The 12092-nt window shown below is 56.7% G+C and carries 13 protein-coding genes and 2 pseudogenes; 6 read left to right on the top strand and 9 right to left on the bottom strand.

The genetic code is table 11. The features are described 5' to 3' along the window. Nucleotides 1-20 precede the first annotated feature (20 nt). The 3 genes from HB860_RS07425 to HB860_RS07435 all read left to right on the top strand — a co-directional run bounded on the left by HB860_RS07425 (nt 21) and on the right by HB860_RS07435 (nt 1638). Complete coding sequence (locus HB860_RS07425) at nt 21-593, top strand: hypothetical protein (protein WP_004099040.1); 573 nt, start codon at nt 21-23, stop codon at nt 591-593. A gap of 87 nt (nt 594-680) precedes the next feature. Then, entirely contained in the window at nt 681-1130 is a 450-nt protein-coding gene (locus HB860_RS07430) for a hypothetical protein (protein ID WP_004099042.1), read from the top strand. A gap of 106 nt (nt 1131-1236) precedes the next feature. After that, a complete protein-coding gene (locus tag HB860_RS07435; protein WP_004099044.1) occupies nt 1237-1638 on the top strand; it encodes a RidA family protein in 402 nt (133 codons plus the stop codon). 30 nt (nt 1639-1668) lie between these two features. Here HB860_RS07435 and HB860_RS07440 read toward each other — a convergent pair whose 3' ends face one another. From HB860_RS07440 to HB860_RS07475, 8 genes are all read right to left on the bottom strand, one after another. Then, entirely contained in the window at nt 1669-2940 is a 1272-nt protein-coding gene (locus tag HB860_RS07440; protein WP_004357638.1) for an MFS transporter, read from the bottom strand. Next, on the bottom strand, nt 2928-3440 hold the full coding sequence (locus HB860_RS07445; RefSeq protein WP_004357637.1) for a DM13 domain-containing protein: 513 nt from the start codon (nt 3438-3440) through the stop codon (nt 2928-2930). The genes HB860_RS07440 and HB860_RS07445 overlap by 13 nt, the downstream gene beginning before the upstream one ends. Nucleotides 3441-3443: 3 nt before the next feature. After that, a complete protein-coding gene (locus HB860_RS07450; RefSeq protein ID WP_011191345.1) occupies nt 3444-3914 on the bottom strand; it encodes a TlpA family protein disulfide reductase in 471 nt (156 codons plus the stop codon). A gap of 151 nt (nt 3915-4065) precedes the next feature. After that, nucleotides 4066-4356, bottom strand: a complete 291-nt coding sequence (locus tag HB860_RS07455) for a DUF1330 domain-containing protein (protein WP_011191344.1) — start codon at nt 4354-4356, stop codon at nt 4066-4068. Nucleotides 4357-4418: 62 nt separating this feature from the next. Continuing rightward, nucleotides 4419-4850 carry a GlcG/HbpS family heme-binding protein gene (locus HB860_RS07460; protein ID WP_004357630.1) on the bottom strand — a complete coding sequence of 144 codons (432 nt, stop codon included), beginning with the start codon at nt 4848-4850 and terminating at the stop codon, nt 4419-4421. 73 nt (nt 4851-4923) lie between these two features. Beyond that, complete coding sequence (locus HB860_RS07465) at nt 4924-5934, bottom strand: zinc-binding alcohol dehydrogenase family protein (RefSeq protein WP_011191343.1); 1011 nt, start codon at nt 5932-5934, stop codon at nt 4924-4926. Nucleotides 5935-6543: 609 nt separating this feature from the next. Further along, nucleotides 6544-7812, bottom strand: coding sequence for an IS4-like element ISApu1 family transposase (locus tag HB860_RS07470; RefSeq protein WP_011191342.1), 1269 nt, complete (start codon nt 7810-7812; stop codon nt 6544-6546). A 317-nt stretch (nt 7813-8129) separates the two neighbouring features. Beyond that, a complete protein-coding gene (locus tag HB860_RS07475) occupies nt 8130-8501 on the bottom strand; it encodes a hypothetical protein (RefSeq protein WP_004099020.1) in 372 nt (123 codons plus the stop codon). A 156-nt stretch (nt 8502-8657) separates the two neighbouring features. On the opposite strand from HB860_RS07475, the pseudogene HB860_RS07480 reads away from it, so the two are divergent. The 3 genes and pseudogenes from HB860_RS07480 to HB860_RS07490 form a co-directional block, all read left to right on the top strand. Further along, nucleotides 8658-9614: pseudogene (locus tag HB860_RS07480) on the top strand (IS4-like element ISApu2 family transposase); the annotation flags it as partial. A 76-nt stretch (nt 9615-9690) separates the two neighbouring features. Next, the gene (locus HB860_RS07485) at nt 9691-10641 is read left to right on the top strand and encodes an IS1595-like element ISKpn3 family transposase (protein WP_005342491.1); all 951 of its coding nucleotides are present in this window, start codon (nt 9691-9693) and stop codon (nt 10639-10641) included. Then, nucleotides 10642-10971 (top strand): annotated as a pseudogene (locus HB860_RS07490) (IS4 family transposase); the annotation flags it as partial. Here the strand turns inward: HB860_RS07490 and HB860_RS07495 are convergent. Beyond that, the gene (locus tag HB860_RS07495) at nt 10968-11165 is read right to left on the bottom strand and encodes a hypothetical protein (protein ID WP_127904553.1); all 198 of its coding nucleotides are present in this window, start codon (nt 11163-11165) and stop codon (nt 10968-10970) included. The pseudogene HB860_RS07490 and the gene HB860_RS07495 overlap by 4 nt on opposite strands. Nucleotides 11166-12092 lie beyond the last annotated feature (927 nt).

Here is a 12092-nt window from a genome sequence, read left to right on the forward strand (position 1 = left end):
TTCAAGATGAAGGTGCTTCCATGACCTCCCAGGTGACCGACGTTCTAGAAGCAGTCCAGTCATTCATCGCCAAAGGCTATGACCGCGAATACCGCGTCAAGGACGGCAATCTCGTCGATCTCGAACTAGGGTCAACCCTCGATGCATGCAGCATTCGCGTCGATGCGGCGTTGCGCCTCGAGAGCGGGGACGACGGCGAAGATGCCTCCAACATCTACGCGATCACCGATCCGGCGACAGAGCATAAAGGCCTGTTGATCGACGCCTTCGACGTGTTCCACGAAATCTGCCCCCGCGACTTGTCCGAGCGCCTTGTGGCGCATCGGGAAACAGCACCGGCAGGTGACCAGGACGCGCCGAGCAAGCACGGACTACGGAAAGTCTACAAGAGCGAGTTTCACAGCGATCCCGAGCGTTACGTTCTGCGCGAGGGCTTTCCAGACTTCCCGCCATGCCCTTTCGGCCAATCCTTCAGCATCCTCGGCTTCGATACCGCCGAGCAGGAATATGTCTGGCTCGTCACGAGCATCATTCGAGATCCTCGGCTGATCAGGGTTCCATACCAGGGCGAAGACGTCATCAGCGACGAATAGCGGTGTCGCTTAGCCGGAAAGGCTGGCCTTCCTGGCCCACACATCTGCAGGCTGAACTTTAAGAACATCGAAAATTAGGAGGTGATTATGGACTGGAACAAGGACCACATACGAGAAACTATGCTCTTGCTGGAGACAGCAGCGTTGCACAGCGCTCGCGAAAACTACCTGGACTATGTCTCTACCGCTCGGCTCGATCGGAGCGAACCGATCGAAAACGACGAACTAGCTCAGGCCGAGGTCGCGAGCGACTTCGCTGAAGCGCTCGATGACACGCTCCATGACTACGCCAATAAACTCGAAAAGCTCAGGACGATCGATTTCGGCCCCAAGTTGGCCGTCAACGAAGGCGCTGTCGTCAAGCTGTCCGGCCGCCACTTTGTGATCGCGGTGTCAACGAGCAAGTTTACCTGTCAGGGGCGTGAGCTCATGGGCATTTCCACGATGGCGCCGATCTTCGAAGCGATCGAGGGTGCCCGAGCCGGGGAGACCGTGCAGTTCAACGGCCGGGACCTCACCGTAGAAGACGTGGAATAAAGCCCTCCACCGCAGCCGGCGCGCTAGTGCCGAACGCCCTGCATCTCTTTCTGCATGCATACGGTCACTTGCAGCCGCGTTGACCTGGCTCATCAAAGGCAAACTCATGACAACACCTTCATTCTTCATCACCCCCGGATACGGGACGCGCCTGCATGACGCGCTTCATTATTCTCAGGCAATGCGCATTGGTGACCGCGTGGAGATCTCCGGACAGGGCGGATGGAACGACGATCTCGTCATTCCGGAGTCGATTGAGGAAGAGATCGAGCAGGCGTTCAAGAACGTGGAACGGACGCTCGCGACCGCCGGAGCACGCTGGCCGCATGTGGTCCACGTCAATTCCTATCACGTCGGTGGATTCCCTCCCGTGATCAACGAAACAATGGCCAAGCTGTATCGCCACTACATGCCCGACCGCGCTCCAATCTGGACGCAGTTGGGAATCGAAGCGCTGGGGCTTCCAACCATGCGTATCGAAATTCGCGTAACAGCTATCATCGCCTGACCCCGCGGTTCGTGCAGGCGCCGTGCCGCGCTAATCCCGCACGCCCTGCGCCCGCTTCTCCATGCATATCATCGTATCGAGAGATCCGGTTATCATCGGCGTGCTCGGAGAACGGGGGGCCGCCTTGGCCTGGTTGGCGCGCCTCGGCTGCCTGCGGGCGATGGCCAGCACTGCCAGGAGCGTGAGCAACGCCGCCGCATAAAGGAACAGGCCGCCAGGGCCGACGATATTCATTGCAGCTGCTCCTATTAGGGGGCCAGCGGCTGTCCCGATCCCGTTGAGCAACAGAAGCCCGCGCGCGGTGCCGAGTAGCCGACCGGCCGGAAGATCGTCGTTTGCGACGGCGAGACACAACGAATAAATCGGGATGCCAAAGCCGCCGAACAGCGCACCTGCCGCAAGGAGCAGCGGCAGAGGCGCTTCCACCGCCAACGCTACGCCGATGGCAGACGCTGCGGACGCCAGCGCCGCACCGGCGATGACAAGATTCCGGGGCACTCGATCCGAAAGCCAACCGAGTGGCCAATGGAAGGCGAGCGTTCCACCAAGAACCGCAGCCATGAAGGCGGAGATACCGCCCACATCGAGGCCGATGCTCTGGGCGAAGTTCGCGCCCATGCCCCAGAAACCACCGATAGCCAGGCCGGCCAGGAAAGCGCCAGCCGCAGCGAGAGGTGATACGAGGACGAGGTCCCTGAACGCGACCCATTCCTGTTCCACCTGGGCCGGCGGATGACTGGGCAGCAAGGTGATCGGAACCACCGCCGCTGATATCAGCAGCGACACGATGAGGAACAATGTCACGTCGGCGGGCGGTGCGATGTTGAGTAACGCCTGCCCGATTGCCCATGAGCCCATAGAGACAACTCCGAATATCGACAGGAGCTGCCCGCGTGTGGATGGCAATGCGTGGGCGTTGAGCCAACTCTCCGTTGCGAGGATCATGCCCGCGTAGGCGAAGCCGGTAATCAGGCGAAGCGGCATCCAGGCGATCGGCTCCACGAACGCCACATGGAGAAGGGCGGTCATCGAGGCAATGGCCGCGAAGCCGGCGAAGGTTCTGACATGTCCCACGGAGACGATGATCGGTGGCAACACGAGCGCGCCGATCGTGAAACCCGCGAAATAGAAGGACATCATCGCGCTGATCGCGCCGGTCGAGAACCCCTTATGGCCGGCTCTCACGATCAGGAGCGTGCTCAGCAGGCCATTGCCCAGCAGCAGAGCGGCGACGCTCAGCAGCAGCGCCGCCACCGGCGCGAGAACGAGGCCGCGCTTGCCCGCCGACCTCATGGTATCCATCGCCGGGCTCGTTCTCGGGCCTGACTTGAGGGTTGATACTCTGCCGCACTGATGAACTGGTCGAATGCTTCGCACCAGATGACGACCGTGTTGTAGTCACGGACATCGATGCCGGCAGGCACCTCGACGATGAAGCCGTTGAACGTCTTCACATCGCCCACGCGGACTGATCTGTCCTTGATTAGGAGAAAGGCCTCCTTCGTGTCGACGAAACGTGGTGCGAGGTAGAGCTTGTAGTCGGGACCAGGGGCGAGGCGCCCGATATGGGCGATACGGTCGCGCGAGACCCGGATCTCGCCTTCCCCCCAGTGAAGCAGGTCGCTGCCTTTGAGATCGCGGGCCAGACGCCCTGCGTAGAGCGTCTCGGCTGAGATGGTCCGCAAGGCCGCCGCGTCCGGGGCCTGGGGGGCGGTCAGGATCGGCAGCGTGTAGACACCGCCCGCGAAGCCCATGGCGAGCATCGCGAGATGGGTGGCAATCAGGATGACCCAGCGCCGCATCGGTTACACCAGCTCCAGTCCCTTCACGAGCTGATCGGCGTCGAGATGGAAGTCCGAGAATACGATGCGGCCGCCAGCGTCCATCACGGAGAACCAGGGCGTTCCCCGCGTGCGGTAGTCCTCCATGAAGGTGGGAAGCGTCGCGCCGGCAGGTGGCTCGTCCTGACCGAACGCGACAGGAAGCGCATACTTGAGCTGGTTCACGCGCAGCTTCTCGAAGGTGTTCTCATCCGCTCCTTCGAAGACGGTCTGGATCACCGCGAAGCCCACGCCCTTGGCGCTCAATGCACCATGCAACCTTTGTAGCGTCGGAAATCCATGCAAATGGCAGCCACGGCACCAGTGCTGGAAGGCGAAGAGGACTTTCGGGCCGGTGCCGAGATCCGACAGCTTGAGCGGCGCGATGCTTTCTCCATCCGCGCCAATCCATCTCTGCACCCGCAGCTCGGGGGCTTGTCGTTCGTCGACGCTCATCTGATCCTCCAATTCCGATGCAGAAGTCCGATGAGTGGTCGCGTGTGGCGATGGCACGCGAACCTCACCGCCTTGATCCCCTACAGGTTGTAGGATGCGAGTTCGCCGACCGATACCTCGTGGCCAGCCCCGCCGTTCTTCCGTCGGTGTGTCACCGCCGCCCCTCAATGACAAAGGCGCGATAGCGGGAACCGGCAAAACGGTGCGCAGCGATGGTTTGGTAGGCGGGGCTATGATACCAATCACGGGCGGCCTGCATCGTCGGGAACCGCAAAATTACGGCCCCTTCGACGGGCGGCCCCTCCAAATGCTCCATCGCGCCATAAGCGGCGAGAAAGGTTACGTCGTGGCCATCGAACGATGGGCCGACGCCTGCAGAATAGGTTGCGAGTTCTTCCGGATCGGTGGTTTCTTCGCGGGTGAAGACGACGAACGCTTCCATCTTAAAGTCTTTCATAAGGTCGCATCTGCAGGCCACCGCCGCTGGCGATGGCCTTAAAGTCGTCAGGCTGGCAGCTCGAACCCGATTTTCGTGAGTGCCTCGACGCACGCATCCTGATCCTGCTGATAGTTGCCTCCGGAGATGCCGATCCCGCCGATCAACTTCCCGTCTTCCAGGATCGGATAGCCTCCGCCGACAGCGACCATCCGGGGGCGATAGGCCAGCGGCGCCACTTTTGGATCGTTCGAAACATAGTCGTTCCAGACATGGGTGGGGTACCCAAACGAGGCGGAACTCCAAGCCTTGTCGATGGCAACATCGACGGTGAGAAACGGCGCGTCATCAGTGCGCTCGAACGCGCGCAGGTTACCGGTGGCGTCGACGACGGCGACCGCAGCCGGGATGCCGATTGTACGTGCCGCGGCGATCGCCGCGTCGATGAGGGCGACGGCGGTTTCGCGGTTGATCGAGGCGGTGGCAATGGATTTCGTCATGAAATTTCCTTCGCCGTGGCGTAATCCGTCCGGCGTTCTTGAGGTTAGAAAAGACGTTCGGCGGTGGCAGTCATCAGAAGCCTTCGAGGACAATCTTGCCTCTTGCCGCGCCACTTTCGATCAGTGCGTGCACCGTCTTCAGATTGGCGGCATTAATTGGCGACAATTTTTCGGTTAGCGTCGTGCGAATTTTGCCGTCGTCCACCAGCACCGCCAGCGAATTGAGGATCTTGCCCTGCTCATCCATGTCGGGCGTGCCGTAGAGCGACCGTGTGAACATCAGCTCGTGGTGGATCGACACTGCCTTGCGCTTGAACAGCATGACGTCGAGCGCCTTGGGATCGTCGATGAATCCGAACCGTCCTTGCGGGGCGATCAGTTCGGCGATGTCGGATGCATGCTGCTCGGTATGCGTGGTCGAGAACACGAAAGCGGGAGCGCCGATGTTGAGCTCGGCAATCTGTGGCGCGAGCGGCCGAGAGTGGTCGATGACATGATGAGCCCCAAGCCCTTTAACCCACTCCTGGGTTTCCGGCCGAGAGGCGGTGGAGATGACGATGAGATCCGTGCGCTGTCGAGCGATCTGGATGGCGATCGACCCGACCCCACCCGCACCACCGATGATGAGGATCGCCGCCGCCCCGGGAACGGGCTTCGTCACGTCCAGGCGATCGAACATGGCTTCCCAGGCCGTCAACGTCGTGAGTGGCAGCGCCGCCGCTTCCGCCCAGTCGAGCGACGCGGGTTTACGACCGACGATCCGGGCGTCGACGAGATGGAACTCCGCATTGGTGCCAGGCCTTATGAGCGATCCGGCATAATAGACCTCGTCGCCTACCGCGAACTGCGTCACGTCGGGGCCGACCTCTTGCACGATCCCGGCCGCATCCCATCCCAGCACTTTCCAATCGCCATCAGCGGGCGGCGTGCTGCTGCGGATTTTGTAGTCGACCGGGTTGACCGAGACAGCCTTCACCTCAACCAGGATATCGCCTCCTTCAGCGACAGGCCGAGGCAGATCAATGTCGACCAGAGAGGCGTCCTCGGCGATGGGTCCCGGAACCTTGTAACCAACGGCTTTCATCGGTGTCTCCAGCTTGCTGTATCCTGAAGTCTTATCGATCAGATCGAAATTTCTTCCGAAATATACTCAGGATTTAAAGATTTCGCGTGTCAGACTATGAAGGTATGCGCGCAACATATCCAATAGCGGTACGACATAGTTTCCATACCTCGGAGCCGGATTCAGAAGTTTATCGAAAATAGCGGTTTATTGCTGTTCGGCGGGTGAGCATCCGGATGGAGGCGATAAGCGCCCAAGCGGTTGAGGAGTCGACCTCTCAGCGGTCGCGTTGGCAGGGGCGATCTCGCCCGCCGGTCTCACACCAACGTTGGCAAGCGACGGCGTCCGCTCGAAATCCGCTGACGGGGATACGCCTGCAATGCCGATTCGAAGCTATCGAAACTATAGCTACAGGGTATTGGGAAATCATACTGGACTGACGCTATAGTCTTCACGCATAACCACGACTCAAAATGGTCCAACACTTTTCTCTACGCTAATAGGGGAGCCCGCAGAATTCGGAAAAAATCGTACGCTAAGGTTTTCCGGGCATCCGTAAGGGCCGAAACTTCCCGTCTTCCAGTCTGCGGCTCTGCCGCCAGACGTAATCGCCGGTTCATGTACAGGACCTTAAGCGGCGAGTCCATTTAAAACGCCTTCCAAGGTCCTGTTCTGTATCGACTTTCTCTGCTTGGTTCGGCAGGCGTTCTTGGCCAAATAATCGGCAGCCCATTCCAATCTTTCCCTTATTTCTGTCAGCGCCCTATGGGCCACTGCTTCCAATAGCGGTAGCCACCACGTCGCACTGTTCTTCGACGCTTTCAGCATCGATAGCGCCCCACTCATCACACTCTGCGCGACCCGTCTCTTCATCACCAGCGACAGCAGGCTCGTCCACACCAACCCCTCGGCAATCGCTTTCTCGCCCGTCACAAACCCCTTGAGCCGGTTGTGCGATTTCCACTCTTTAAATAACAACTCCACCTGCCAACGGCAGCGATACAGGCTCATCACCTGCTCTGCTGACCATGCTGCTCGCGGTAGGTTCGTCATCCACAGACAGAACCGCTTTTCCTCAGCAAACCAGCGCCGGATCAACCGGTACTCGACCTGGCCGGACTTCACCACCATATCCAGTACCTCGGCCCGACAGCGTCGCCGTCCGGCCTCTCTCAGAGATAGTCCCGCCAGCTTGGGTACTTCCCGTCCATCACCGCGCCAGGCTTGGATTATCTTGGGGTTCAGGCTTTTCGTGCCGCGCACCAGATAAAATCCGCCAGCGTCGTTCACCTGCTCAAACCAAGCCCTGTCAATGTAACCTGCGTCAGCCAGCAGCAGGCAGTTGGTCAGCGTGTGGGCTTCAGGCAGAAATTGCCGTTCCCCTGCGGTATCGGCAGACACACTCATGCACAACGGGCTCTGCTCCGACAGTGACATGGTCATATGGCACTCGATAGCTGCCGGACTGATGGTCTTGAACCGGCCGGGAAAATCAGCAGCAAGGCGCCGATGCACCGCAAAGGAGGTGCCATCGTGCAGTAACACCTGCTTGAACGCGCCGAGGGAGGCTGCTTTGAGTTGATGGTCGATACGCAAGGCGATGGCCCGCTCGACCAGGGCTTTCATAAACAGGGCAAAGCTCTCTTTGCGCAGCTGATTGTGAAACGGTTTGTAAGAAACCTGATGGGTGTTTACCAGTTGCAAGGCATTGAAATGGCGGTGTAAACCGGCAATGTCATTGACCTGGTCGCCTCCCATGGCCCGCAGCAGTGCAGGTACGAGCATGGCTGGGGTAATGGCACGCTGACGCAGACAAAACTTGCAGAGCCGAGCAATGCGCTCGAGTGCGGCGGGAGCCAAGAGTTGCTCCAGATAGTAATTAGCGTTGATAATAGTCATAGGCTTCGCGCGTGTTGATTTTGTTTGGCGATAAAATCAGATCACAAACGAAGCCTTTTTTATATCTATTTCAATTGGTTGCCGCTAAAGATCCTGTACATGAGTGAGGGTTATGGTGGCTATATGCTGGATATTGCTATTCAGATGACAGCCATATGGGGAAGATTACAGGCGCCTGAAATAACAGCAGAGTATGGAGTGACTACCACGGCTGGAGGTTGGCACGGGCTGATCCCCTCTCCCTTTGGGAGAGGGTTAGGGTGAGGGGAGCTGGCTGACCGGGTGTAGCAACCAGGCGGCATTACACCGCTGAATCTTCAGTTATTGAAATTCCACGCGATCGGCAGTTCGACGTCGAAGATAAGTGCATCCCCGTCGAGGCGAAAGGCCAGGCTGGTCTGGTGCTGGTCGTATTCGTTGATAATCAGGCAGCTCTCGGCGAAGTTGGACTCGTAGTTGATATGGGCCACTCCTTCACGGCCGTCAGCGAGTTCGATGCTGAGCACCCGCAGCGGGTTCTCCTGACTGAGGTTGACCCGGGTGTCCCCCACGTCCACCAGCCGTTCCAGCAGAGGGAAGAAATCTTGTCTGTGGGTCGTTATGGCCTGGGTGATGGCCTGCTCCAGCTCAGCCTGGGTGGCGAAGGGGCCGCCGAGTGGGTAGCGGGTCTGGATCCTTTCCTGAGTCATTGCGTTTCCTCCTGAACTGAGATGTGGCAACAGTTTGGCCGCTGCAGTGACCTGTCATGTACAGGATCTTTAGCTACAACCAATTGAAATAGATAGAAAAAAGGCTTCGTTTGTGATCTGATTTAATCGCAAAAAAAAACCGACACGCCCGAAGCCATGACTATTATCAATGCAACCCAGTACCTCAAGCAACTTCTTAGCTCTTCTGAACTCAACCGGATCGGTAAATTTACCGGTTTTTGTCAGCGACTCCGGGATATCCAGCCTGCGAGACTACTCCCGGCTCTGCTCTCAGGGCTTGGTTGCGACAAGGTGGATGGTATTGCTGGTTTGCATCGCCATTTCAATGCGTTGCAGCTCCATGATACTGACCAAATAGCGTATAAACCCTTTCACAACCAGTTACGCAAGCAGGGTTTTCCCTTGTTCATGCGCGCACTGGTTGAACGAGCCATCGCCTTACGCCTCAAGGAGTGTCTACCGGACGCCCACGGACTGGCAGGCTTTGAGCAGGTACTGCTGCAGGACGGGTCGTCATTCGCGTTACATCCGCAATTGGCAGAACATTTCCCGGGCCGATTCAATAAGCACAGCCCCGCTGCGGTAGAGTGTCATATGACCATGTCCTTGCTGGACCAGTCGCCGATATCGATGAGTATCACGGCGGATACCGAATCGGAGCGCAAGCATCTTCCGGCCGCAAATTCGTTAAATAACAAACTGTTATTGGCGGATGCCGGTTACATCAGCCGCGAGTACTTTGCTGATGTGACCAAAGCCAAAGGAAGCTATCTGGTCAGAGGGAGTCAAAATCTCAATCCCAAAGTACAGGCAGCTTACCGACAGGACGGCAGGGAAATGCCCAAGTTACTCGGAAAAAAGCTCAAGGATATCGATCGGAGAAGCTGCAGAGCCGAGGTTCTGGATCTGGATGTGAGTTCGGGAAAGTATAAATATCGACTCATAAGACGTTGGTTTGCAGAGGAAAAACGGTTCTGTATATGGATGACCAATCTTCCGCGTGAGCGATGGCCAGCCGAGAAGGTGATGGCATTGTATCGTTGCCGTTGGCAGATCGAACTGTTGTTCAAAGAGCTGAAATCACATAACCGGTCCTGATTACCCATGATTAGCAGTCAGTTACCACGAACTATACTGATCTTACGTACAGTTATCGAGGTGCGAGATCATGGCCAAAAGCAAAATCCAATTCCAGAAAGGCTACAGCCTGTTTGAGTTTCTCAAGGACTATGGCACTGAGGCTCAGTGCGAAAACGCGCTGTTCACTTGGCGTTTTCCTAACGGCTTTGTCTGCCCTGAATGTGCCAACAAGACCTGTTGTCGCCTGAGAAGGCGGCCACGTGTGTGGCAATGCAATCACTGCCGTCACCAGATGTCATTGACTGGAAACACGATTTTCGCAAACACCAAGCTCCCACTGACCAAGTGGTTTCTGGCAATGCACCTGTTGTCACAAACCAAAACAGGCTTGTCAGCGATGGAGCTAAAGCGCCAGTTGGGCGTCAAATATGACACCGCCTGGATGCTCAAGCACAAGCTGCTGCAAGCCATGAAAGAGTCCGATGACAAGCAGCCCATCAGCGGCATCATTCAGCTCGATGATGTCTACTGGGGTGGCGAGCGCCGTGGTGGCAAACGGGGTCGGGGCGCGGCAGGCAAGACGCCGTTTGTGGCAGCAGTGGCCCTGAACAAGGAAGGACATCCAATCAAGATGCGGATGACGGTGGTCGATGGTTTCAAAACCAAGTCCGTTGCTGATTGGGCAAAACGGCATATTGCCAGTGGTAGCGCGGTGATATCCGATGGATTGGCCTGTTTCAAAGCGGTCAAGGAGGCCAATTGTGAGCACCTGGGTGTTGTCACCGGGGGCAACCTGGACTGGCTGGATCATCCGGCATTCAACTGGGTAAACACGATGATAGGAAATGTGAAAAACTCGCTGCGGGGCAGTTGCCATACGCTCGGAGCGAAGCATTTACCAAGGCATCTTGCGGAATACTGCTTCCGGTTTAATCATCGTTTTGACCTCAAGAGCATGTTGGTTGAATTGGGGCATGCAGTCGTGGCAAGCCCTCCGATGCCATATCGGCTCTTGAAGCTGGCTGAGGGTCATGGGTAATCAGGTAACCGGTTGAAGGCGTTCGCGACACGACAAAAAGCGATAGCGGAAGGCTTGATCTGGGCTAGTTTGCTGGCCTTGCTGGTCAAACGTCGGCTGGCGCTGACGCTGATTGGCAGCGCGGAGTTATCGATGCTGAAGATTGCCAAAAACAGCGCGCTTTGGTTAATGCCGATATTGGCGAGCATCATCCATGGTGCGTGGCAGGAAATAACAGAGAAGTTGGAGTGGGCAATGGTGTATTTATCCAAAAACGGCAAAAAGAGTAGGCAGAGAAAATCCAAGCAAAACAACACGTTAGACGGTATTATTAATTCGCTTGCCGCTTAAGGTTCTGTACATGAGGCAAATTTAGGATAAAGAACAACTTCATATGGCAGAATAGAAAAGATTTTTCCTGTTTCCTCAGCCTTGCGTAGCTCATCCGTTTCACACGGCGTTTCCCGTGCCTCGACAAAGAGACCGCTACGAACAACAGATTGGCGAATTGAAATATCCATTCTCATCTCGATATCAGATCGCATCATCGCCTCCTTGTCGGTTTACTGTTTCTTTTTACCTGTCTGCAGTTTGGCATGCCGCCCGGGCTCCATGATATGGCTTGGCTTGCCTTACCCTATTAAGCAGGCGTTGCATGGATCACCTATCGCCATCAGATACGAGACCCTGTAGAGTATCAGTGGGCGAGAAGCCAACTGCGCCAGAGCGCTATGGTTGGTGGAAGGACCCTGCAGCGGCTCTGGTAGCTGTATTGGGTGAGACCCCAGCAAGGCCCCGTTTTCGGGGCCTTGCGCTATCTGAACATCAAAGGATGGTCTGAGTTAGTGCCGTGTCAGACAGGCATCATTGCTCGCTACCTGCCAACCGACAAAATCAATGCCACTCCTATGGTCGCTGCAAGCACAATGTGGGGAGAAAAATTCATAACACCGTACCGAGTTACGGATTTTCTCTGCTTAGCTATTCCCACGCACGCCGGTAACAACTTGATATCGAGAGGGTATAGAACATGAAAAACACCCACAAGGAACAAGATCTCAACAAGATCGAAGTCCTCGATCTCAGCAAACTATCGCAGCACTGCGCCATTTATCCGATGCAACCGACCAGTTAAATGCATTGCTGCCATCCAACAACATGGAAGAGCATGACGAAGATAACGAAGCAGTAAAACGGTGGTTTTTACTTAGCGATCACCAGCAAGGCAATCATGAATGAAGAGAAGGCTAGCTGACATCAAAACGCCGTAATGTAATCCGCCATCCGAGATGAAATCCCGCGCTACGCCTAGTGCAGGCCCATCGCTAGTCCCTGATCAATGCAAGGAGTGAGTTCAAGTTAACGGCATAAGCACAAGATGACGATTGGGCTGAGGCACTCACGTCGTTGGCTAGTTCAACTTACCAACTGTGTAATGAATTCGACCTGGACATGGCAGTGATCACAGACTG

Origin of the sequence: Aeromonas genomosp. paramedia, from assembly GCF_023093515.1 — a bacterium.
GTDB lineage: Bacteria > Pseudomonadota > Gammaproteobacteria > Enterobacterales > Aeromonadaceae > Aeromonas.